Annotated in this window: 19 protein-coding genes and 1 pseudogene; 11 read left to right on the top strand and 9 right to left on the bottom strand. The window is 49.8% G+C overall.

Features of this window, described 5'->3' with window-relative positions; all coding sequences use genetic code 11:
• Positions 1-50: 50 nt before the first annotated feature.
• The 3 genes and pseudogenes from IXB50_RS17700 to IXB50_RS17690 form a co-directional block, all read right to left on the bottom strand.
• Complete coding sequence (locus IXB50_RS17700) at positions 51-1,598, bottom strand: phytoene desaturase family protein (RefSeq protein WP_215610320.1); 1,548 nt, start codon at positions 1,596-1,598, stop codon at positions 51-53.
• A 6-nt stretch (positions 1,599-1,604) separates the two neighbouring features.
• Positions 1,605-3,533 (bottom strand): polysaccharide deacetylase family protein, encoded by a 1,929-nt coding sequence (locus tag IXB50_RS17695; protein WP_215610319.1) that lies wholly within the window; start codon positions 3,531-3,533, stop codon positions 1,605-1,607.
• A 403-nt stretch (positions 3,534-3,936) separates the two neighbouring features.
• Positions 3,937-4,305 (bottom strand): annotated as a pseudogene (locus IXB50_RS17690) (cell-cell signaling protein); the annotation flags it as partial.
• 164 nt (positions 4,306-4,469) lie between these two features.
• Here IXB50_RS17690 and nudC point away from each other — a divergent pair.
• The 5 genes from nudC (at position 4,470) to IXB50_RS17665 (ending at position 7,864) form a co-directional block, all read left to right on the top strand.
• Positions 4,470-5,360: an NAD(+) diphosphatase gene (nudC, locus tag IXB50_RS17685; protein ID WP_215610317.1), complete on the top strand. Its 891-nt coding sequence runs from the start codon at positions 4,470-4,472 to the stop codon at positions 5,358-5,360.
• Complete coding sequence (locus tag IXB50_RS17680) at positions 5,357-5,956, top strand: hypothetical protein (RefSeq protein WP_215610316.1); 600 nt, start codon at positions 5,357-5,359, stop codon at positions 5,954-5,956. Before nudC ends, IXB50_RS17680 begins: the two co-directional genes overlap by 4 nt.
• Before the next feature lie 69 nt (positions 5,957-6,025).
• Positions 6,026-6,607, top strand: coding sequence for a sigma-70 family RNA polymerase sigma factor (locus tag IXB50_RS17675; protein WP_215610315.1), 582 nt, complete (start codon positions 6,026-6,028; stop codon positions 6,605-6,607).
• A 99-nt stretch (positions 6,608-6,706) separates the two neighbouring features.
• Positions 6,707-7,555, top strand: a complete 849-nt coding sequence (locus tag IXB50_RS17670; protein ID WP_215610314.1) for an anti-sigma factor domain-containing protein — start codon at positions 6,707-6,709, stop codon at positions 7,553-7,555.
• 135 nt (positions 7,556-7,690) lie between these two features.
• On the top strand, positions 7,691-7,864 hold the full coding sequence (locus IXB50_RS17665; protein WP_215610313.1) for a hypothetical protein: 174 nt from the start codon (positions 7,691-7,693) through the stop codon (positions 7,862-7,864).
• Between the two features lie 25 nt (positions 7,865-7,889).
• Here the strand turns inward: IXB50_RS17665 and priA are convergent, their stop codons facing one another.
• A complete protein-coding gene (priA, locus tag IXB50_RS17660; protein ID WP_215610312.1) occupies positions 7,890-10,412 on the bottom strand; it encodes a primosomal protein N' in 2,523 nt (840 codons plus the stop codon).
• Positions 10,413-10,781: 369 nt separating this feature from the next.
• On the opposite strand from priA, the gene IXB50_RS17655 reads away from it, so the two are divergent.
• Positions 10,782-11,960, top strand: coding sequence for an RpoD/SigA family RNA polymerase sigma factor (locus tag IXB50_RS17655; protein ID WP_215610311.1), 1,179 nt, complete (start codon positions 10,782-10,784; stop codon positions 11,958-11,960).
• Between the two features lie 194 nt (positions 11,961-12,154).
• On the top strand, positions 12,155-13,447 hold the full coding sequence (locus IXB50_RS17650; RefSeq protein WP_215610310.1) for a glycosyltransferase family protein: 1,293 nt from the start codon (positions 12,155-12,157) through the stop codon (positions 13,445-13,447).
• 36 nt (positions 13,448-13,483) lie between these two features.
• On the opposite strand, the gene IXB50_RS17645 is transcribed toward IXB50_RS17650, so the two are convergent.
• The gene (locus IXB50_RS17645; RefSeq protein WP_215610309.1) at positions 13,484-14,236 is read right to left on the bottom strand and encodes a hypothetical protein; all 753 of its coding nucleotides are present in this window, start codon (positions 14,234-14,236) and stop codon (positions 13,484-13,486) included.
• 120 nt (positions 14,237-14,356) lie between these two features.
• Entirely contained in the window at positions 14,357-16,018 is a 1,662-nt protein-coding gene (locus IXB50_RS17640; protein WP_215610308.1) for a D-Ala-D-Ala carboxypeptidase family metallohydrolase, read from the bottom strand.
• 234 nt (positions 16,019-16,252) lie between these two features.
• Between IXB50_RS17640 and IXB50_RS17635 the strand changes: the two genes are divergently transcribed.
• The 3 genes from IXB50_RS17635 (at position 16,253) to IXB50_RS17625 (ending at position 18,534) form a co-directional block, all read left to right on the top strand.
• Entirely contained in the window at positions 16,253-17,038 is a 786-nt protein-coding gene (locus IXB50_RS17635; protein WP_215610307.1) for an HAD family hydrolase, read from the top strand.
• Positions 17,039-17,146: 108 nt separating this feature from the next.
• Entirely contained in the window at positions 17,147-18,007 is an 861-nt protein-coding gene (locus IXB50_RS17630; RefSeq protein WP_215610306.1) for an ABC transporter permease, read from the top strand.
• Positions 18,008-18,174: 167 nt separating this feature from the next.
• A complete protein-coding gene (locus tag IXB50_RS17625; protein WP_215610305.1) occupies positions 18,175-18,534 on the top strand; it encodes a hypothetical protein in 360 nt (119 codons plus the stop codon).
• A gap of 64 nt (positions 18,535-18,598) precedes the next feature.
• Here IXB50_RS17625 and IXB50_RS17620 read toward each other — a convergent pair whose 3' ends face one another.
• From IXB50_RS17620 to IXB50_RS17615, 3 genes are read right to left on the bottom strand one after another with little or no spacing between them, the layout of a single operon-like run.
• Positions 18,599-19,903 carry a hypothetical protein gene (locus IXB50_RS17620; protein WP_215610304.1) on the bottom strand — a complete coding sequence of 435 codons (1,305 nt, stop codon included), beginning with the start codon at positions 19,901-19,903 and terminating at the stop codon, positions 18,599-18,601.
• Positions 19,904-19,957: 54 nt separating this feature from the next.
• On the bottom strand, positions 19,958-20,092 hold the full coding sequence (locus IXB50_RS22530; protein ID WP_281413294.1) for a hypothetical protein: 135 nt from the start codon (positions 20,090-20,092) through the stop codon (positions 19,958-19,960).
• A gap of 44 nt (positions 20,093-20,136) precedes the next feature.
• Positions 20,137-20,517, bottom strand: a complete 381-nt coding sequence (locus IXB50_RS17615) for a CAAD domain-containing protein (protein ID WP_215610303.1) — start codon at positions 20,515-20,517, stop codon at positions 20,137-20,139.
• Positions 20,518-20,869: 352 nt separating this feature from the next.
• On the opposite strand from IXB50_RS17615, the gene hflX reads away from it, so the two are divergent.
• Positions 20,870-22,555 carry a GTPase HflX gene (hflX, locus tag IXB50_RS17610; protein WP_407658820.1) on the top strand — a complete coding sequence of 562 codons (1,686 nt, stop codon included), beginning with the start codon at positions 20,870-20,872 and terminating at the stop codon, positions 22,553-22,555.
• The last annotated feature ends 7 nt before the right edge of the window (positions 22,556-22,562 follow it).

The raw sequence follows: 22,562 nt of genomic DNA, 5'->3' as shown, positions 1-22,562 counted from the left end.
GATTTTAAGCAATCAAACAGTTTGTTCGCATTTTATAAAGGTTGCTCCTCCTAAATATTCAAAACACCAATTTCCCGCAGCATCGCCTTATGTTTTCTCACCGGAGCAAGCGTATTCGCCAAAACCATCCCACTCGCTGCCACCGCCGGTAAACCAATCCCAGGAAATGTAGAATCACCACAACACCACAAATTTTCCACCGGCGTTTGTGGTCCAGGAAAAACACCTTGCCCAGCCCGAATTGCAGGACCATAGGAACCATGATGGCGTCGGAGAAATCGGCCATGGGTCAGCGGTGTGCCTACCATCGTGATATCGCAGCGCGATCGCACATCCGGAATCACCCGCTCTAACGCCTGCCACATCACCTCAGCCCGCCGCTGTTTGAGCTGACCATAGTCGTCACTACGCCGATCAAGACCAGCCCAGACACCATAGGGCTCATTACCCGGCGTGTAGACGTGGCTCGTATGCTTACCCACTGGAGCCAACCCCGGATCTAACACCGATGGAATCGATATCAGCACCAAATTTTGAGGCGCGTTTATGCCCTGACTCCAGTCATTAACAACAATATAGTGACAGGCCAGATCCTCTAGGCCTGTCACATCAATACCCAAATGCAAATGCATAAAGCTGTCACACTCGGGGGTAGCCTGACGCTTTTCAACAAAGCGCTGTAGCCTTGAAGGGAGAGACGGCAACAACTTTAAAGTATCCCAAATAGACGCATTAGAGATCACGGCTTTAGACGCCATGATTGTCTCTCCATGACGCAATCGCACCCCCACTGACCGATCGCCATCCAGCAAAATTTCTTCAATGTGAGCGTTTAATTTTAGCTCACCTCCATACTTTTGCATTCCCCGCACCAACGCCGCTACCAGGGAAGCACTACCGCCTTTAGGATAGTCCAGCTGCACGCCGGGGCGATACCAGTCCGCAAACATAAACGCCACCTCGGCGGCAATGGTTCCATCCGCCGGTAGGCCAGACAGCAAAAAACAGAGCATGTCTAACCAGTTACGGGCAAAATCATCATGCACTACGCCATCCATAATGTGGCTAAAGGGACCCGTGAGCTTAGCCACCTGGGGGGCCTGCCTGAGGAGAGCGGGTAAAAAATGTCCGACGGTTTGGAAAGCGCCCAGGTCAAAACGCATGGCAGCGGGGGGGAGTGCGATCGCAGCCGCCCCCAAAGGCTGCATCACCCGCTGTAAATCACGCCACTCCTGCACAGCACCTGTCCCTCGTAATGTGTGAAGCACATCACAAAACTGCTCCGCCCCAACCATAGTCTTAAAGTCTCCTTCTGGCAGACAACAGCCCCAAGTATCGTAATTAATCCAATTAGCATCCTCACCAATGGCATCCAACACCTGTCGCAGCGGATTAGGAGACGGACTATAGGACAACCCCGAATATAACGATGGGCCAGAATCAAATAAAAACCCTCCCCGCTCAAACCCATGGGCCGCACCCCCAGCAATACTATGGCTCTCACACACCACAACGTCATAACCATAACGAGCAAGCAGCGCAGCACAACATAGACCGCCAAGGCCACTCCCGATCACAACTATTTCTGTCTGCCCCATAAAACTCTAGAAAGAAGAACCACAGCCCCCAGGATCTGTAGGCACAAGCACCACCGCATGGGGAACGGTACGAGACTCAAATCCAATTAGAGAATCCCCTTCATAAACAAGGGATGTGCTAGCACCAGAATCTAACATCACAGCATTTTGAAAGCCGGCCTTTCTCAAGATCTCTCCTAACCCCACTGAATCGATCTGAGCGTGGGTAGCCCCCACAACAGGCTGCCCTTCCAGATTAATCCCCCAAAATGCCCGAAAACGATATTCCTCGTAGGCAAACAGATTTTTAAATGTGGCAGCAGATTGTGGCTCCTGTTCTCGCACTAACCAACCTGCCCCTACAAAAGCATCAGTCACATCGGGCATCTCTTCCTGAATACCTGCCAGTGTATTGTGTTTTTCTGGATCAAAAGAGATAAATTTTACCTCGTCAGGAGTCATTAACACTAGGGGACGATCCCTCAGCTTATAAATATCGCCCTCACTACCTGGAATAAACTCCCCCGTATTGCGCCCCAGCACCGGGCCAATCATCGTATTGGAATCGAGAAACTCTAGTGAGAAAAATGTCCCATCGACGGCGGCAACTGCATCAGAATTAGCTACCAGCTCAGCGAGGGGATAACGGGTATCAGCATGAATGGTTTTAGGTTGTCCACCACTGATCAACGTCATGGGAATCTCATCAATTTCCACATTCAGACGCTGTACTGGAGCCTGAAAGTCCAACGCAGGTTTAATTCCTGGCAACGGTGGACCACCCCACGCCGATTCAATCACTTCGGCAAAGCGAGATTCTCCAAAGCGCTCAATGGTCAACAAGTCCTCTGAATCTCCTGCAAATTTACCTGAATCATTGCGCATGATCAGGGCAGCCTTATAGCCTGCAGCTTCTGTAGCCTCCACTACACGCTCATCATGGTTACCCTCTGGATAGGTAAAGTAATCGATAGGCACACCTAGCTTATTCTCAAGGCGTTCCTTGGCTTCCTCCAGTTCGTAGCGCAGGTCTCGATCAGACAGCTCCCGCAGATCTCGAGGATGAGTAACACTGTGGGAAACAATGGTGACCAGAGGGTCTCGGGCCATTTCTTCTACATGATCCCAGGTGACGGTGGAACGGCCCACAATATTGCCATCCACCTTATCGGTAAAAATAGAAAAGGCAACTGGATAACGGTAGTATTTTGCTAACCGATAAACGTAGTCATAGTGACCCACATAGCCATCATCAAAGGTCAAAACAACAGGTTTTTCAGGCAAGGGGACCCCAGCCCTCAAATGATTCACCAGTTGATCCAGACTAATGGGCGTTAGATTTTTCTCTTTAATCGCTCGAAAATCGGCGTTTAATCGCTCTGGGGTAATGTCAAAGAAAACTTCCTTTTCAGGCAAAACATCGTGGTACATCACCACAGGTACCCGAGCCATCTGAGCTCGCTCGTGGACCTGGGGCCACTGAGCCGCATCCAACTGCGCTGTAATATTAGCTACCCAACTTGAAACCTGACTCTGACTGCTTTGGTTAACCTGAGTCCCCCAAGTTGAAAGATTTTGCCCAATATTATTGGCAGCATCAAACGTCTGAGGCGCAGGCAAACAATAGTAATCAGTCTCGGAGAATGTCTCCTGGCCAACATCATCGAGTTCTTCAGCAGTCTGATATAACTCATCTTCAGACTGGACATTGAAAACAATAGACGCCAGATCAGGGGCTGGCAGACTCGCCATCACTCTACCTACACTGCCCTGGAGTTGATTACTAAAGGTTAGCTGTGTCACTACCTTCGTCTCTGCATCAGCGGCACCATACAGCAATCCGCCACCAAACGCCAAGAGCACCCCCGCACCAAGCATCACCTTTCCCCAGGTGCGGCGCAATGGTGATAGTCGTGACTGAGCCCTGGGAGAAACCGTTAAATCACAAGCCTCCATCTAAGGGCTCCTTTCCTTCCTAGGTTTAATTACACCTGAGCTAGACTACTAAGCTTTTCATAAGAAAACGTCAGCAAAAGATTAAGAAACCATAAAACTCAATGGAGTTATTGGAGTTTGCTAGAACCACTCCAGCCAGCAGAGCAGCCGTAAACTGGAGCGGTTCTAGTATAGGTGCTTTTAAATGAACCGGTTCGGTATTGAACTTCAGAGGGTCCTAAGCTCTGAAGACTGAAATCAGTCTATCGGAGTCCTGGAATCGAATCAGCCATCTAGTAATAAAACGCCAACGTCGCTTGCAAAACTTCAAAAAAACGAGTCTAAGATTACAAACCCGGTGATGACACTACCTTCACTCATAAGGTGGGCCAATCCAGACAGTTAAGGGGATAAATACCAATCTCTACCAAGGCAAACGACCGCCATCCCAGGAGAAAAATGAGCCATTATCGTCTACAGTCACTTGCTCCAGGACGTGGGTCAGTAGATCAACCGTTTTTTCCACTGGGAATAGTTTTTCGGGCGGAACACCACGCTGAAAGGGTTCTGATAGACGGGTGTCGGTGGTACCGGGGTGAAGCATCACAATGGCGGTTTGTTTACTGCGACGACTGTATTCAATGGCTGCGGTTTTGAGAAACATATTCAATGCGGCTTTGGACGCGCGATAGCCATACCAGCCGCCGAGACGATTGTCCTCGATGCTACCGATTTTGGCGGAGATGGTAGCAAAGATATTGGGCTGTTTATGATTGAGCAGGGGTAAAGCGAACAAAACCAAAACCGATACCTCGGTTACCACCGATCACAAGGGCATGACCAGACTGTATTTCAGAGAAAATTGTCATGGATGAGGCGGTTATTACATCGGTAAGGATAGGACGCAATCGAGCGTTAGCGTAAGATAGCGCAGGCAGGTTGGAGACGCTATAGGGAATGAGGGAATTACTAGCTCCTGATATGCAATCAGGAATGAATCCATTTGGGGTACCTCCGGCGTTTGTGCCAGGAGTGGATCCGGCTGAGGCTCCTGAGGGTCTGGGATGGTGGTTTGGATTTTGTGGATCGCAGATGTTGGTGATCACGGGAAACGAGCTTCAGGGGGAGAGTGATGTGGGTGTGCCCCAGGTTGTTAGCCTGGATAAGTTGGGGATAAATGTGGTGAGATCGCAATATCTCGGCACCCTGGAAAATCGCCCCTGCTACGCCGCACAACTACCCACAGACCTGGATCTTCCCCCCGAATTAGCACTCAAACATCTACGAGGACTATACGGTCAGTTAGACGATACGTTTTTTGCGATCGCAGGCCGTGCCACCCAGCTCGTAGAATGGGACCGTACTCACCAGTACTGCGGTAGCTGTGCCACCCCCATGGAGCAGTCCATCCATGAACGCGTTAAACACTGCCCTCAATGTGATCTACGACAGTATCCCCGGCTATCGCCTGCCGTGATCATGCTCGTTTCCCGTGGCCCAGAGATATTACTAGCCCATGCGCCCCGCTTTCGAGACGGCATGTATAGCATCCTGGCAGGCTTTGTCGAACCAGGAGAGTCCTTAGAAGAAACGGTAGCCCGAGAAGTTCGAGAAGAAGTCGGCATCGAAGTGAAGGACATCCGCTACTTTGGCTCCCAACCCTGGCCATTTCCCAATTCGCTCATGATCGGATTCACTGCCCGCTACGCCAGCGGCAACATTGTCATCGATCCGACCGAGATTGAAACTGCCGATTGGTTTACCAAGGACAACCTGCCCCCCGTCCCTGGAAAACTAAGCATCGCCCGAAAGTTAATCGACTGGTTTGTAGAACAAGCAGCCGTATGAATACACCTAGCCACGTCATCCTCAATCTTGCCCTCCTGGGCCGCCGCTCAAAATCGCAACTCAACAGTCCTATCTTTTGGGGAGCCATGCTCCCAGACTTAGCCATGTTTGGTTTTTATGGATGGGCCAAGCTCATTGCCAAGATGGACGAAGCCACTATCTGGCGAGATACCTATTATGAACCTTTTTGGCAAAACATATTTGATGCAGGCAACTCGATTCCCTTAGCGCTGCTGGTGATTGGCATCGCCCTGTGGGTCAGAAACTATCGTCCAAACTGGCAAGCGTTGGCAGATGGCACGATTTTTCTAGCCGCTAGTGTGATTTTACATTGTCTAGCTGACTTACCCGTCCATGTCGACGACGGTCACCGTCACTTTTGGCCTTTCAGCAACTTTCGGTTTGAGAGTCCTATTTCCTACTGGGATCCGGATCACCACGGCGGCATTGTGGCCTTAGGGGAGTTTTTGCTGGTGTTGCTGGCGAGCTGGCGTGTATGGACACTATTAAGAACGCGCTGGTTACGAGCATTATTAATGATTAGTAATGCCTTCATGTGGTTTTTCTACGCCAGTTTTTATCTACAGGGATCGTAGGATTTTCGTCGATCCTCACTGATGTGATCACGAATGGCCATTCAAGCTTTGGAGTGTCTGATTAAACCTATGGGGCCCATTGAATCTTGGGAGGATACAGCATCAGAAGCCATGGCTTCTGATGCTGATCTGCTGGCATCCTTGCGAGCTGGCCAGGTGGAATCTTTACGTACGTTGTATCAACGCTATGGCCGGTTGGTGTACACCTTGTCACGCCGCATTCTTCACAGTGATGAAGAGGCTGAAGAAATCACCCAGGATGTCTTTCTGACGTTGTGGAAAAAAGATGCCTATCAAGCGAATCGGGGTTCCCTGAGTCGCTACCTCGTCGTCTTGGCTAGGTCTCGTTCGATTGATAAGTTGCGATCGCAAACCTCCCACCGTCAGCGATTGAACAAATGGCATTTGATGATGGCCGATGTATCCCCGACCCCTCTGGATATGGCCACCCTCACCGAACGAGGAGAACGGACCCGTCAGGCTTTAGCTAGCCTATCGGACAAAGAACGGCAGGTAATCGAAAGCGCCTATTACGAAGGCCTCAGCCAATCAGAAATCGCCCAGCGCTTCAATATTCCCCTCGGCACTGTCAAATCCCGCTCCCGTCAAGCCCTCCGCAAACTGCGTCAAACCCTCGAAACAAGCCTCTAGCCCCTTTTCGGGCAGGTACAAGACAGCCCCTAACCATACTTATTCCCCTTCCCTTCCCTGCTCCTCCGCACTACTAACGTTTCACTTTTCCCAAGACCTATGCCGTTCGATTCGCCATCCACCTCAGACCCGCAGCCCGACTGGCATGACTTATTAGCAGGCTATGCCCTCGGAAGCTTGTCACCGGAAGAACAAACAACATTACAAACACTGCTGACCGAGCGTCCCGAACTCAAAGCTGAGCTATTGACCTACCAAGAAGCCTTGGCCATGGTTCCCTATGCCTTAGAGCCACAATCACCACCACCAGGGTTAGAAGAGGCCATCGTCACGGCAGCCAACGAGCAATCCCAACAAATCCAGCCCCTATCCACCCAACGCCGTCGCCCTAGCAAATCCATAGGGCAACGCTGGTATGGTGCAGCCATGGCTGCGGCTGCCGTAGTCCTCGCCATGATGGGAATCGATAACTATCGCCTACGCCAACGGCAAATGACATTGCAGGCCGAGCTAAATACTCGCCAAACCGAGATCCAAACATTAAAGAAGAATCTATTGGCAGAGACAGCGGCCAAACCGGATTTTGAGAACGTTGTCGAGATCTTGCGCCAGCCAAATGCTCTGGTATATTCCCTCCAGGGAACAGATGATGCAAACACATCATCTGGCAGCCTATTAACTTTGCCAAATCATTCAGAAGTACAGCTGGTATCCCATAATTTGCCTGTCCTTCCAGACGATAAAGTCTACCGTCTTTGGTCAGTGGCGACTGAAACATCAGCCCCCATATTCTGTGGTGAATTCAACAATACCGAAGCAGGCAACGTGCAATGGACCGTACCTGATGCCCTTTGTAATGCCACACCGGTCAAAGTCATCATCACCGTTGATGCAGTCATTGATCCCCCCGTACCCAAAGGGCCAGCGGTCCTAGAAGGCAGTATTTAGACATATAGCGATACATCTAATATGTATCTAAAGCTACAAAAACTTAGCCGTTGTTTAGCAACACCTCAGTGAAATCTCAGAGAGAATACCCATCCTGGTAATCAAAACCGTCTCATTTGATACGAGGAGGTCCCTATGAAACGCTTTAACACTTCAACTAGAGTTTTGAGCGGGATCCTGACGACTGCATTGATGCTGACAATTCCAGTCCGGGCTAGAGCTGCTAACCACAACTCACATCTAGAAACCAATAGCTCTAACGTCCAAACCGTCATCGAGGAATGGCACTGGCGCGACATGAACTTCTAAGTGTTGCCAGGTATCTAGCTTGTGCCTAGCTCAAATTTAATGGATCGATATCAATGGTGAGTCTGACGGACTTGGGCAAGTGCGATCGCAAATAAGTCAAGTCCGGTACCACCATCGCCAATGGCAATTTGAGCAACACATGCCAACGGTAGCGCTTTGCCACTCGAAAAACAGGAGCTGGAGTGGGACCCAATACACTAGGTCCCGCCCAGTCATCTGCCAACTCAGCATGCCCGAAAGATGTGAGCCATGCCTGCAATTGCTCGGCACATCGTTGCGCGGCGACCTCCACCTCCACCTCCGTTGGACTGGTCAGCCGCAACAGAACTAATCGTCCATAGGGCGGATAGCCCAATAGCTGTCGATGCTCAATTTCATAATCAATAAAAGCTTGATAGTTATGGCTCTTCGCCGCCCCAATCACCGGATGTTCAGGTGTATAGGTTTGCAAAATCACCTGCCCCGGTCGCTCCCCTCGTCCCGCTCGCCCAGCCACCTGAGTCAATGTTTGAAATGCCCGCTCTCCCGACCAATAGTCCGGCATATGCAAAAGCCCGTCAGCCGCCACCACTCCCACTACCGTAATCTGCGGTAAATCAATGCCTTTAGTCAGCATCTGTGTACCCACCAAAACATCTGCCTCACCCGCCGCAAACCGCTCCAACAAAGCCCGGTGCGCTCCCTTGGCCCGAGTCGTATCACTATCAAATCGCAAACAGCGCAGCCCCGGAAACTGACTCTGCAACTCATGCACGATGCGCTGGGTACCACTACCAAAGTATTTCAAATAAGGCGACTTACAGTTAGGACACTCATCAGGATGACGTTGCCCATAACCACAATAGTGACAGCGTAGATGAGCTGGCCCTTCATTCTGGGGTTGGTGATAAGCCAAGGACACATCACAGTCTGGACAATCCATCACATGACCACAGCTACGACAGGAGACAAAGCGACTGTGGCCTCGCCGATGGATAAAGAGCAGCCCCTGCTCTCCCTTAGTCTGCATTTGTTCCAACGCCATTTGTAATGGACGACTGAAAACAGAACGATTACCTGCCTGTAGTTCGAGACGCATGTCAACCACCTTGACCGGGGGGAGGGGGCGTTGGTGAACACGATTGGGGAGGCCTAAATAATATAGAGACGTTCCATGGAACGTCTCTATATTATTTGGATCCTTTACCTCAACCCACGTCGACAATGCCGGCGTCGCCGATCCCAACACCAATGGACAATCCGCCATCTCCGCCCGCCATCGGGCCACCGTCCGGGTGTGATAACAGGGAGCTGGCTGGTCTTGCTTGAAACTACTGTCATGCTCTTCATCTAGCACAATCATTCCCAGGTGGGGCAAGGGCAAAAAAATAGCAGAGCGTGTACCAATAACCACCTGGGGTTGACCATTCAGCATCTGTCGCCAAGTGTCATAACGTTCACCATCGGACAAGTTACTGTGATAGACACACACCTGCTCACCAAAGCGAGCCCGAAACCGGTCGGTCAGCTGGGGAGTGAGACCAATCTCAGGCACTAACACTAGGACCGATTTACCAGCCTGTAACCACCGCACAATAGCCTGCAGATATACCTCCGTCTTACCAGAGCCGGTCACTCCATGCAGTAGAACCTGGGCATATCCCGTGAGACCGGTCATCACAGACAGCACACGACTTTGGTCAGGAGTTAGAGGTTTAGGCTGATCGGCCAAGACTGGAGAATGACCGCCCAGCCGCAAGCGCTCTCGGGCTTCGATGATGACATACCCTTTGGCAGCCAAACGCTGCAATGTCGCACTAGTGGTCCGTAATCGCTGGAGCGCATCACTCAGCCATAAGTCTCCACCACAGCGCTGCAGTGTGACTAAAATTTCCTGCTGACGGTTCGTTAGAGCCGCTGATTCGGGAATACTAGAAGCAGTTAGACTCACCGCTTGACGCTGCTGAGGTTTGGGTGGAGTGACCATAGCCAAATAGCTTTCTACCCAGCCCTTACTCAAAAGTTGATCTAATCCCGCAGTAGCTTGCTTGTGCTGACGCTTTAGATAACGCCATGTGTAATCGCCCTGGGATGATTGACTCAGAGCATTCAGCAAGGCCTGAGCTGATGGCTTAAGCAAATCTAACGAATCTGATGCGGATGATAATGCGGTTGCATCGACGGATCGCCTGAGACGAATTCTGCGTTGAGAACGTCCCAACAAACCCGGTGGCAATGCAGTTCGAATCACCTGAATTAGCGACGTCTGGTAATAGTTAGCAACGCGTTCTAATAATTTCCAATAATCTTTAGAAAAAAATCCCTGACTAACAATGCTATCAATATCGCGAAGAGTGTAATTCAGAGTAGACATCGACACTATCGACATCAATCGAATTACGATTGCACCCAGCTGACGTCCGCCAAAAGGCACACTGACAATATCTCCCGGAGTCACATTAAAATCTTTAGGAATTCTGTACGTATAAAGCCCTTGAATACCGGGACAATCAACGAGCACTTCAACCCCCTCAAAGGCTGATAGCTCAGAGTTTTCAGACTGAGACATACAATTCACATCATTTAGAAATATAAACGTCTATAGACGTCTGCCTAACGCAAAACCAAGCACCTAAGCTATCAGCTGAAAGCCAAAAGATAGGAGGTTTGAACCATACCTTCAAACGCCAATGTCATGAAAGGTTTACATGCCGCAATGAATAGAATCAAACGTTACAAAAGCTATAAAACCTTGATAAACAAGAGTTTTCATCGTCCAAAAAATATCATGGTGGACAGTGCTCCAGAATGAGGTTGGTATAGTGTAATTGGAGCTGTGTACAGCCTCTTTTAAATCCCTATTGATAGCGGCACTTTACAGTTACATTTAAGAGCTACATTTAAGACTCCTTCAGGCACAGATTTTTCTTGCGGAACTATGGCTCCTTCTGTTAATTCCCCAGAAACAGCAGTAATTGAACCTTGGACTACAGATGTAGACCAAGCACCAAAAACTCAGAACAATAACCGTCAAGGCAATAAGTTTAACGAAGAATCCAACGTCCCTGGTTGGGACCGTTCTGAGGGTGGTGAGCAGGATGAAGATTTAAATGTTGATCCTGCTGCTGAACTCACCGCCGAAGTAGCCTCCGCGTACAAAAAGACCCTCGCTGATGATGCTGTCGGGGCCTTCTTTAAGGAAATGGCCCGCTATCCTCTCCTTAAGGCTGACGAGGAAATTGAACTGGCACGTCAGGTCAAGTTTTTGGCAGATGTTGAGGCCCTATCCAAGCAGCTGAGTGAACAGCTGAAGCGCACACCTAGTCGTTTGGAAATGGCCAATGCCTTAGAGTGTAGCGAAGCTGACTTTCAGCATCGATTAAAGTATGCCCGCAGCGCTAAGCGGAAGATGATTCGCTCCAATCTCCGCTTGGTGGTTTCCATTGCTAAACGTTATTTAAACCGGGGCGTACCATTTCTCGATCTGATCCAAGAGGGAGCACTCGGTCTAAATCGAGCCGCTGAAAAGTTTGATCCCGATAAGGGATATAAGTTTTCCACCTATGCCTACTGGTGGATCCGCCAAGGAATTACTCGAACAATTGCGAACGATGCTCGCACGATTCGTCTACCGATCCACATCGTAGAAAAGCTTAATAAGCTTAAGAAAACCCAGCGCGAGCTCCGCAAGCAGCTTAACCGTAACCCAACCGAAGCAGAATTAGCAGCCGAGTTAGACTTAACTCCCGAACAACTACGCAGTTTACAACAAGTACGTCGTAAGTCCCTTTCCCTCAATCATCGGGTGGGTAAAGGCGAAGATACAGAGCTGATGGAACTGCTGGAAGATGGCAGCACCCTATCGCCTGAATCTCGTATGAACGAGTCGATGATGCGACAAGAAATCTCCGATGTACTGACCGAGGTGCTGACCGAACGCGAAAAGGACATTATTTCTTTACGCTATGGTTTGACCACGGGTGAGCCACATACATTGGAAGAGGTAGGCGGCATTTTCAACCTATCTCGGGAACGGGTACGTCAGATCCAGACCAAAGCTATGCGTAAGCTGAGACGGCCCCAAGTGGCATCCCGGCTGAAAAACTGGCTGCGCTAGATATTTAAAAGCTAAGTTCTGTCATATACAGAGGCCGACTTTTTTAAAAAAAGTCGGCCTCTGTATGACCTATGTCATAAGAAATACTAAAGATATGCATGCATTTCCACCGAGGTCTGATGTAGCTTTGAGGACAGTATTTGCCTAGTATTTTCCTATGATGTGACTGAACACTAAAGGGTGTCTAGGAGCTAATGGATTATAAACAGGAACGAATTACTACAATTCATGATTTTGGTGGCGATTTATCACGATTGGAAGAACGGGCATGTGAATTAACCCACGATACGCCAACCGCTGTTTTGATTCCATCTCTGTATGAAGAGCTTGAACGGCCTGCTCTTAGTCATATTCGTGATCAACTTAAAGACTGCGTCTTTGTAAATACCGTGATCGTCAGTCTCTATGCGGATAACGCAGAGCAATATGCTAAAGCTGTTGAATTTTTTCGGCCCTTACCTCAAAAAACTCACATCATTTGGGAGAACGGTCCACGGGTAATTGCCTTACTCAAGGAATTACAAAAGCAAGGCATGGATATCTTGGCCCATCGCGGCAAAGGTCGGGCCGTATGGCTAGGGTTAGGTCTAGCCACACTGTACGCGGGCGCGATCGCACTCCATGATGCCGACATCATCACCTACGACAAAACCTACCCCCTCAAGCTCCTCTTTCCTCTGCTAGAGCCTGAGTTTGGTATTGCCTTTACCAAGGCCTATTACGCCCGTATCAGTAGCGAACCTCGTAAGATGAATGGGCGTGTTACTCGACTATTCGTTACCCCCTTATTGCACTCGCTGATGGATGTCTGGGGCCATAGGGACTACATCTCCTATCTATCAGCCTATAGGTATCCTTTGTCTGGTGAGTTTGCCCTCACCAGCGATCTAGCCTTAACCACCCGTGTTCCCGCCAACTGGGGACTAGAGGTAGGACTACTGGCCGAGGTATATCGTAATGTTGCCCTCAAGCGTATTGCCCAAGTTGATTTAGGCACCTTTGACCACAAACACCAGAATGTAGGCCAGTCCCCCAACCAGGGGCTGCAAAAGATGTGTCGAGATATTTTACACTCCCTGCTAAGAACCCTCACGGAAACTGAGCAAGTCGTCATCGGGAAGGACCAGTTACGATCACTGCGGATTAAATTCCGACGTGAAGCCCAAGACCTAGCGAGGCAATACTTTGTCGATGCTCGGTTCAATGGTCTACAGTACGACCGGCACCAAGAGGAAAATACCCTCGAAAAGTTTGAAGAGGTGATTATCAAAGCCGGAGATCAGTATTTAGAAGACCCGACTGGGACTGAAATTCCTGACTGGACCCGTGCACTGGCTGTCATGCCTGACTTACGTCAGCTTCTGGGTGAAGCCGTCACCAAAGATATGCAGGAGGTGTTAGAGAAATCTCTGCCCCCTTTCCCTAAGGGGAATCAACATAATGGGCATGGCGCTATGCCCACTGAGGGGCTGGTTTTAACTCCATAAAACGTTGTAGGGGGTGCATGCACCCCCTACAACGTTTTAAAGGGCTACGCGATTGCTAGTGCTCCGGAAGGTTACATTCACTCCTTCACTGGTCTGCTCTAGCACGAGTAGAGGGGTGGGCTTTGCCTTTTGGTCCCAATGCATCGTCGCTAAACGACCCAATAACGTCGGTTGCCAGAATTTCTCATCCCGCTCTGGACTTAAGAAATTCTCAATACAGTCAATAATTTCTTGAACAGTAATAGACGTAGCCTGGGTAGGCAGCTTGACTAGCTTGATTTGAATACGGAAAAGTACTCGCTTCTTCTTTTGCCCCTCTTGAACGGTCTGGTATTCCACATCAAAGATTTGATCTACTGCCCGTGGCTTAGACGATGCAATACCAACCACACCTTGCTGTGCCTGCTGAGGACGTAGCGACAGCGTCACGCGCTGTTTAACCTTGACTTTGAGCTGGTTTACCACAGAAGCATGGAAGTGCTTTTCCTCCATCCGCATCCTGAGATAATCCAAGTTAAAGTCACGAGAATGTACCAAATCAGGATTTTTCTCCATCTTACTGATGGTCGTCAGCGCCAGCTTAACCCGCTTATGCAATTCCTTATTTTTATAAGCCTCAAACTTCAGTTTTTTGCGTACTCGAGCATACTGAAACTGAGAGACAATACCCAAAATCAGTAAAAGCACCATCAACCCAATCGATGTGTACATCCATAGATTCTTGGGTTGAGTAGTAGCTGCCGGAGCCTGAGCTACTAAGGGATTGAGCTCAATAACAGAATTAGACATAGCTAAGGAATATTGCTATCCGATTACATTTAGCATGCCCTGGGCGGTAGTTTCCGGACTAAGAGGATATATCTAAAGCTATATAAAACCTCTGTGAAATTTCGATGGTATTAGGTGTGATTAGTGACGCCAACGTGCGCGATATCCCCGAGCATCCAAATGACTCAAACTGGAAAATCGAGTATAGCGTCCTAACCCTCCCGGCCACCAAGGATCAAGGGCCCAGTAAATTTGATTGCCGGACAAACCATCAATATAGAAATCAATCGCATCTCCCACAATATGACGGCTATTGGAAGCTCCCCCCACCTGGCGATTAATATCAGCTGGGCGATACCAGCTAGTGATATGAAAGGGACGACCTAGACGATCGCGGGCTTGCTGCGCCAGTGTAGCAATGCGCACCATAGCATCTACCGTAGCCTGATTGGGAGGCATGCGTGTCCCCCCACGGGTAGCTTCAGCCCACGTAAAGTTCCCATTTACAATAATAGAGGCTCCTAATTGAAGATTGTAGGGCGTCCACCGGGTAGGGCGTGCAGGCAGCGGATCTGGTTTTGGAGCAGGAGGAGCCTCGATAGAATCACGGTTCGCCCGTGTCATCCTGCGAACATCATCAAACAGGGACTGAATCGCATCAACACGTCGATCCAGCTTGCGCCAGATTTGCACTAAGCGAATCAGCGCTTCCCGCTGTTCCTCGATTTCCTTATAGGCACCAGGAATACTCTCGATAAATGTCAACAAAGACTGATCCACCTGCTTAGCAGCCTGGGCCAGAGCGGTTGGATTATCTTTGTTGGCGCTCAGAAACTGGGGCGTAGCACCAAGCTCACTCAGGGCAGTAGGGCGTGAGTCCAACCCCTTCCACATGCGATAGGTTTCGGTCAGAGCAAACCGGTGGTAGCCATCCCCTTTGTAGTTATCCGGGATCCTCTGTACAAAGGCGATCAGAGCAGGGTCTACAATCTGTAAATTTGTTTCCTCCGCTCGTGGATCAGTGGATTGCAACCAATCAATGGCTTCTTCACGTGAATCTAACTGCTTCCAGAGCTGAGTCAGTCGTAACAACGCCTCTCGCTGGTGGGGGTAGCCAGAGTAAAAACGAGAAACCTGCCGCATAAAGTCAGTCAGGGCTTTATCTAGGACCGGTTCATCCGCCACATCATTTCTAATGGGCACATTCATCGCCTTGATGGTGCTCTCATGGGAGTCTAGCTTGCGCCAAATGCGTGCAACTTCTAGCAGAGCTTCGCGCTGAAAATCCAGACGACCATAGTTGGGAGCAATACGATCTGCCAGGGCAAGCAACTCATCATCTAGGTCCGCAAGATTGTGAGGCAACTCCTGGGCACCGTAGTCATAGCTGATATCTTCGAGATAAGACGATAGGAGCTGCTCAGCATTACAGCTTTCTAAACGCGCAGAGTTTTCCTCAGAGGGGGATGGCATATAGCCCTCGGCAATACGCTCTATAAAGCGATCGCTATAGCGCCCTTTCGCAGCATCCCATAAATCATTTCCCCCCCAGCCCTCAGATGTCAGGGTACTGGTCAAGCCTCGTAGAGTATTGGCCGCATACTGCACCTGTTCGGGAAAGGTATTGACCCGATCCACAGGCACCTTATTGGCGGCGGCAATACCCAAACCGGTTTCACCATCCATCAACCTTGGGGACTGATGCACTGTGTAAAGGCCAGCCAGGATTGGTTTATGGATTCCGGCTCTTTCAGCCTCTAGAAGATAGTAATAGTTGCGCTGATCGGGAACGAGTTCTGCCATGGTTAACTTGACTAAAAAGGGTTAACTTGACGGGGTTGAGCTTGACGGTGGGAAAGGCCTGATTATAGGACGTCTTTGACCATAGAGCCTTTTTTATATGTACGAATTTTTCAGATATGTCAAGAACTGGACTCCAAGTTATATCAGTTTCTTGATATCGGGGGAATTCCTTAATCAAAATCTAGTGCTTGTCTGGCACTATACCGTTGGCAATAGGCACAACTAAATCAACCAATGACAGCAAAACGGTTACAGGCGCTGGCCACTGAACAGGGTCGCCAGGCATTGGCCCAGATTCGTCTAGTGGCGACAGATATGGACGGCACCCTAACTCAAGCAGAGGAGTTTAATGACTCCCTGTTAGTGATGTTAGAAAAACTTCAAACATCAGGCATGCCAGTGCTGATCACCACTGGGCGCTCGGCAGGCTGGGTCCATGGATTACTGCATTATTTGCCGGTGGTACTTGCGATCGCAGAAAACGGTGGCCTCTATTTCACCAAAGCCAACCGATACCCGACATTTCTACAGCCCATTGCGGACGACCATAGACAGTTGCTGTTACAACAATTCAATCGCCTACGGCAAAAATACCCCCAGCTCAAAGAATCCAGCGATAACCCCTTTCGCCTCACAGACTGGACTTTTGACGTGACCGGGCTGAGCCTAGAATCTCTGCAATGGATGACCGACAACTGCCATGAAAACGGCTGGGGCTTTACCTATAGCACCGTACAGTGTCACATCAAGCCTCTCCCCCAAGATAAGGCCAGTGGCCTCACCCAAGTGATTGCCCAGCAGTTTCCAGACTTAGCCCACCACCAGGTACTGACCATTGGCGACAGTCCCAATGACGAAAGCATGTTTGATCCAGCGCAGTTTCCCAATTCAGTTGGCGTCGCCAATGTGAGTCATTATCTGGACGCTTTGGCCCATCACCCTACATTTGTCACCCAAGCAGAGGAAGGCCAAGGCTTTAGTGAACTGGTAAAAGCATTATTTGCCGCAATGAATCCATAATCCCTGTGGGGGACGTTCCATGGAACGTCCCCCACAGGGATTGCATATGGCCCTTTCCCATTAGCCCTTGCCATTAGACAATAAATATCCCCTTTGACTCCCATAGCTATGGCAGAAAATCTGCAGGCACGACACTGGACAATTTCTAGAGCACTCATGTGGATAGGCATTGCCATCACGCTGCTCTTCGTACTAATAGCCTTATTTGCCCCCTTAATGCAGAACTGGGGATGGATTCAAGATCCGCTAATTACCTTAGAAAACCCAGTGCATGTGCCCCCCTCAGATAAATATTGGTTCGGCACTAGCCGTCAGGGCTACGACGTCTTTGCACGTACCTTATTTGGAGCACGGGCAGCCTGGCAAGTAGTGCTATTAGCAACGGCCATGAGTGTGGTCGTGGGAGTGCCTCTGGGCATGGTTAGCGGTTATCTGGGGGGTAGGCTTGACCGGGGTCTACTGTTCTTTATGGACACGATCTATACCTTGCCAGTACTGCTGTTGGCAGTAACCCTGGCCTTTATCCTCGGCAAGGGTGTAGTGAATGCGGCAGCGGCCTTGAGCATTGCCTATGTGCCCCAGTATTACCGGGTGGTGCGGAACCACACCGTCAGCCTCAAAACAGAGCTATTTGTAGAAGCGGCCCAGGCCATGGGGGCGTCCACATGGGCGGTGCTCTCCCGCTACTTATTCTTGAATGTCGTCCAGAGTGTACCAGTACTATTCACCTTGAATACGGCGGATGCGGTATTGATTTTGGGTGGTCTCGGCTTCCTGGGCTTGGGGCTGCCGGATGAAGTACCGGAGTGGGGCAGTTCGTTGCGTCAGGCGTTGGATGCATTACCGACCGGAATTTGGTGGACAGCCCTCTTTCCTGGCCTGGCCATTACCGGCATGGTCACCGGATTATCCCTGATCGGTGAAGGACTCAATGATCTGGTGAATCCCCTGGTACGCAAAGAGAATTGAGTTTTTGGATATTTTTTCAGCCCTGCTATGTGATGCTGATCACTCAAAAAACTCAGCCTAACTTAACCAGACTTTATGCCCAGCTCAGGGTGCGATCAGATAGCTGTTAGGGAAGCGATCGATAGTTAACTCAATCGTTCATTCGCTCCCGATTGGAAGCTATCACCATGAAAAAAGCACTTACCGCACTTTTCATTACAGGATTAGCAACTGGCACATTCGGCTCAGTATTGGCAGCACCCAGTTCGGCTCAGCTCTTGGAAAATATTGGCATTGGCGCTGGCGCTGGCATCATCACAGGCACTGTGGTTGGTGACGATGCAGGGCTGGATGATGTGATCAATGGCGGCGCAGCTGGGGCGGCGGTTGAAATCGTCGGTGGAGATGACTCTAGCCTGGCTGAAGATGCGGCTATCGGCGCGGCTGCTAGTGCTGCAGTTGGCACAATTACCAATGATGATTCGTTGATTGAGAATGCGATTCAGGGGGGTGCGGCTGGAGCACTGATTAATATTCTGGGTAATTGAGATACCCGGAATACACATTGGGGGGCCACGCATGATCCCTGTAGAGGCGTTGCATGCAACGCCCCTACGATGATTCGAGACGTTTGCGCCATTCTTCGTCGATTTTGTCGCGGTTAGCGATCTCTTGGTCGATTAGATCAGTTTCGGTGGTGTAGGCCAGGTTATCTTTGCCCACAATGGTCTCCATGGCGAACTGCTTGGCATAGTCGAGTTTCCGCTGGACTGTTTTACCAAGCAGGCTCTGGCGCTGAGTATTGCGAGTTTCGATTTTTTGGTTTTGTCGCTGCATACGAAAATATCGGATAGCGGGAATGCCAAGAAAAGCAACGCCATAGGCTAGAAATAGGTCACATAGGGAATAGACCAGATCAACAAATCCTCCGTCTGTAAAGTCAGCGGCAATATAGCTGAGATATATGGAACCCACCACTAGCAATGTGCCGAGACCAATGGCAATGGAGACTTGCCCTGAACTGGCACTGGTGAAGCGACGTTTGGTTTCTTTGAGAAATGCGGGAACTGATTGGGGTCTGTGATTCTTAGTGGTGACCTGTAGCTCAGGAAAGTAATAGACTAGGTCGCCCTGGGGGCTAACCTTGGGTCGACCGTTAAAGCGACTGAGAGCTGGGATCACATAGTCTTCAAGGTCGTCGTTGAGGTTGGCGTTATCTAGATAGGGAGCCAACTGCTCGGCAGAAACTGCACCTCGATTGTTACGAATGACGGTTGCGATCGCACCCCAGCGACGATCATCTAAATCCTTATTCGGATCACCATCCCCAAACAAGAACGAAAAAATCGCCTCCAGCAAATTCAAATCATGGCGATTGCGAACTGACCAGTCAGCGCTTGCGCTATCGCGACCGCCGCCCACTTGACCATAGCGATCGTACTGGCGTCGCGGACCATAGCTAAACCAATAAAACCAATCCCGACCAATCCACAACCATGGATTAAACCCGATGCCACCACCGCTATAACCACCTCGGTTATCCTCATCCCGCTGGGACTGCATACCAATCTGGATCGCAATAATCGCCGCAAACACCAGCACCACCGCCAGGATCAGCATGATACCAAAGGAAATCCGAATCAGATAAAACAGGACAGCCCAAATTTTTGCCCAGGTCTCCTGCCAGCGCAGCTGCCAGTATTGATTGCGCAAAGTAGCCCGAAACTGCCGGGGAAACTCATAGGCAATATCCCCTGTATCAGCCACTTGCATATGGGCCTGGGTAGCAGATGCCAGGGCCAGTACCCCAGCCTCAGCCTGACCAATATTTAATCCAGTCTTAGCGGCCACATCACCAGCAGTCACCCGGTATTCAAGGGTTTCGACCGCTTTCATGATGTCCTGATTTAGCTCCATGGGTTCCTTTAGACAGGCATTTGCATAGGGATGCTCTTAGTATAGAAAGCCCCATCACACCTTTGCCATGACGGTAAAGGTGCGGGTTTCCATCAACACTAAAAAAGCTGGATAGCTTACACCATCCAGCTTTTTTAGTGTTTTTAACAATTGCCACAACTCTCGAAATCCAGGGGAGCAAGCAACCATCCTCATCTCAGAACAGCTGCCCCATGAATAACGGCAACTAGCAATTACTTATTACCAGTAATCTGATCCTTCACACTACCCAAACTGCCCAGCAACTCACTGCGATTATTAGCTTTGAGCAAATAGCGATAGATAAACCAGCCAGTGTAAATCAAACCAATTAGCTCCATGGTAGGAGCCAGAACTGGAATATCATTAATCGCCGCCAAGATAGCAAACATCACCTTGATCGCGATTAAACCACCGAATACAAGGCCAATCACTGTCAGTGGTCGCTTGTACTCATTAAAAGTTTCAACCACATACTTTGGAGCGTCCCCTAGTACGCTTGCAATTTTTGCCAGAATTTCCTTGGCCTGTTCAGCAGTATCGGTCGTGCTTTGAGTTGTTACGTTTTCTTCAGGGGGATTGATATCAGTGCTCATTTTTATATTGAAGTATTAACAACCTGAGAGCGGATTTTCCTCGCTCGTTTGCCATGCGGCTAGCGAATCAGCCTAGCTATCAGCTTTTGAAGCTAATTCAGAGTTAGCCCCAATGCAAGCCATCAACCGCACATTAGGAATATGCCAGACCTTGCATCGCTGTGTGCAAACCAATGCACTATAAAACAGTTTATTCTGACTTCACAAAAAAATATTATCCTGCTTCGACATATAGCCAATTCCAATCAGTTAGATAGCCTGACTTAACCGATAACGTTTCAAATTAAGACTGCTTTCCGCTGAGGCGGAGGACCGTGATTAGAATAAGATCTAATGCATTCTTCAAGGGCTTATCGAAACCATTTACGGGGAGCTCAAAGGTCTCAAACCTAGTCAGCTCAAGCAACTACGTCGTCTTTATCATCAGCGCATTCCGGGTAATCAAATTACCAACCGCGAATTTGCCCAGCGTCTAGCTGCCATTAGCACTGATATCAATCAACCGGTGTGTGCCTACATTGACCGACGCGGGCATGTCCTGCGCGTCGGAGTAGGGTCACCCAGGCAAACCCAGATTCCGGTGATGGAATTACCCCGGTATGGTGCTGAGCGTCTGAGTGGTATTCGCTGTATCGCCACCCAGCTCAAGCAGGAAGAACCCGGCAATGCCGCCTTAACGGCCATGGCCTTACAACGGTTGGATGCGTTGGTGTTATTGACACTGACGGGCAGTGGTTTCCAGCGAAAAGGGGGAGGCGCAACGGGCTACATTCGCGAGGCTTACTTAGCTCATTTGGTACCGGACGAGACCCAGCGCTGGTCAGTCTCTGCCCCCATGGACTTGGAAAGCATCAGTCTGGAAGACTTTGCTGACTTGACTGAGGGTCTAGAGGAAGAATTTCGGCGGCTATTTGTAGCTCAGCAGGTAGATGCTAGCCACGATCGAGTGCTACTGGTCGGCCTGCAAACCGATCGAACCTCGACCAAACGGTTTAAAAGTGGTCTCGAAGAAATCGTTCGCTTGGTGGAAACTGCGGGGGGGGAAGTATTAGAAACGCTGAAGCAAAAGCGAGCTAAGCCTCATCCCCAGACAGTGTTGGGGGCGGGTAAGGTCGATGAAGTAGCCCTAGAGGCCCAAACCCTCGGGGCCAGTTTAATCGTGTTTGATCGGGATTTATCTCCGGCTCAGGTCCGCAGTCTGGAGCAGCGCATTGGTGTGCGGGTGGTGGATCGCACCGAGCTAATTTTGGATATTTTTGCCCAGCGGGCGCGGACGGGCGAGGGTAAGTTACAGGTGGAGCTGGCGCAGTTGGAGTATCAGCTACCGAAACTGACAGGTCGAGGGCAAGCCATGTCTCGCTTGGGAGGTGGTATTGGGACTCGGGGTCCTGGTGAGACGAAGCTGGAAACGGAGCGACGGGCAATTCAAAAACGGATCACGCGGCTGCAGCGAGAGGTGAATCAGCTACAAGCCCACCGTTCTCGTATACGTCAGAATCGGCAACATCATCAAGTACCGTCTGTTGCGGTGGTCGGATATACAAATGCGGGTAAATCCACGTTGTTGAATACGCTGACCAATGCGGATATTTATGCGGCGGATCAGTTATTTGCGACCTTAGATCCGACAACAAAGAGACTTTCTGTCATTAATAGTGAGACCCATGAAAAGAGATCTATGGTGCTCACTGACACAGTAGGATTTATTCAGGATTTGCCGCCTTCACTAATGGATGCGTTTCGGGCCACGTTAGAAGAGGTAACAGAAGCGGATGCGTTGATGCATGTGGTGGATTTGTCGCATCCTGCCTGGCAGGATCACATTCGCTCGGTGATGGGCATTTTGGGACAAATGCCGACAACACCGGGGCCAATCTTGTTGGTGTTTAACAAGTTAGACACAGTGGATAGTGATACTCTCGCTGTTGCGAAGGATGAGTATCCTCAGGCGTTGTTTATTTCGGCTGCACAGAAGCTGGGGTTGGAGACTTTGCGACAGCGGTTAGTGCAGTTAGTGGATTATGCGATCGCAGGCTAATATCCTT

The sequence above is a fragment of the Leptothoe spongobia TAU-MAC 1115 genome (assembly GCF_018739885.1).
GTDB classification, from domain to species: domain Bacteria; phylum Cyanobacteriota; class Cyanobacteriia; order Phormidesmidales; family Phormidesmidaceae; genus Leptothoe; species Leptothoe spongobia.
Note: the sequence above shows the minus strand (reverse complement) of the source record. Positions and strands in the feature narration are given on the sequence as shown.

Bases quoted from the DNA above. Each gene is read 5' to 3' on its own strand.
- IXB50_RS17700 (WP_215610320.1), bottom strand. From the start codon at position 1,598: ATGGGGCAGACAGAAATAGTTGTGATCGGGAGTGGCCTTGGCGGTCTA.
- IXB50_RS17695 (WP_215610319.1), bottom strand. From the start codon at position 3,533: ATGGAGGCTTGTGATTTAACGGTTTCTCCCAGGGCTCAGTCACGACTA.
- nudC (WP_215610317.1), top strand. From the start codon at position 4,470: ATGAGGGAATTACTAGCTCCTGATATGCAATCAGGAATGAATCCATTT.
- IXB50_RS17680 (WP_215610316.1), top strand. From the start codon at position 5,357: ATGAATACACCTAGCCACGTCATCCTCAATCTTGCCCTCCTGGGCCGC.
- IXB50_RS17675 (WP_215610315.1), top strand. From the start codon at position 6,026: ATGGGGCCCATTGAATCTTGGGAGGATACAGCATCAGAAGCCATGGCT.
- IXB50_RS17670 (WP_215610314.1), top strand. From the start codon at position 6,707: ATGCCGTTCGATTCGCCATCCACCTCAGACCCGCAGCCCGACTGGCAT.
- IXB50_RS17665 (WP_215610313.1), top strand. From the start codon at position 7,691: ATGAAACGCTTTAACACTTCAACTAGAGTTTTGAGCGGGATCCTGACG.
- priA (WP_215610312.1), bottom strand. From the start codon at position 10,412: ATGTCTCAGTCTGAAAACTCTGAGCTATCAGCCTTTGAGGGGGTTGAA.
- IXB50_RS17655 (WP_215610311.1), top strand. From the start codon at position 10,782: ATGGCTCCTTCTGTTAATTCCCCAGAAACAGCAGTAATTGAACCTTGG.
- IXB50_RS17650 (WP_215610310.1), top strand. From the start codon at position 12,155: ATGGATTATAAACAGGAACGAATTACTACAATTCATGATTTTGGTGGC.
- IXB50_RS17645 (WP_215610309.1), bottom strand. From the start codon at position 14,236: ATGTCTAATTCTGTTATTGAGCTCAATCCCTTAGTAGCTCAGGCTCCG.
- IXB50_RS17640 (WP_215610308.1), bottom strand. From the start codon at position 16,018: ATGGCAGAACTCGTTCCCGATCAGCGCAACTATTACTATCTTCTAGAG.
- IXB50_RS17635 (WP_215610307.1), top strand. From the start codon at position 16,253: ATGACAGCAAAACGGTTACAGGCGCTGGCCACTGAACAGGGTCGCCAG.
- IXB50_RS17630 (WP_215610306.1), top strand. From the start codon at position 17,147: ATGGCAGAAAATCTGCAGGCACGACACTGGACAATTTCTAGAGCACTC.
- IXB50_RS17625 (WP_215610305.1), top strand. From the start codon at position 18,175: ATGAAAAAAGCACTTACCGCACTTTTCATTACAGGATTAGCAACTGGC.
- IXB50_RS17620 (WP_215610304.1), bottom strand. From the start codon at position 19,903: ATGGAGCTAAATCAGGACATCATGAAAGCGGTCGAAACCCTTGAATAC.
- IXB50_RS22530 (WP_281413294.1), bottom strand. From the start codon at position 20,092: ATGGTTGCTTGCTCCCCTGGATTTCGAGAGTTGTGGCAATTGTTAAAA.
- IXB50_RS17615 (WP_215610303.1), bottom strand. From the start codon at position 20,517: ATGAGCACTGATATCAATCCCCCTGAAGAAAACGTAACAACTCAAAGC.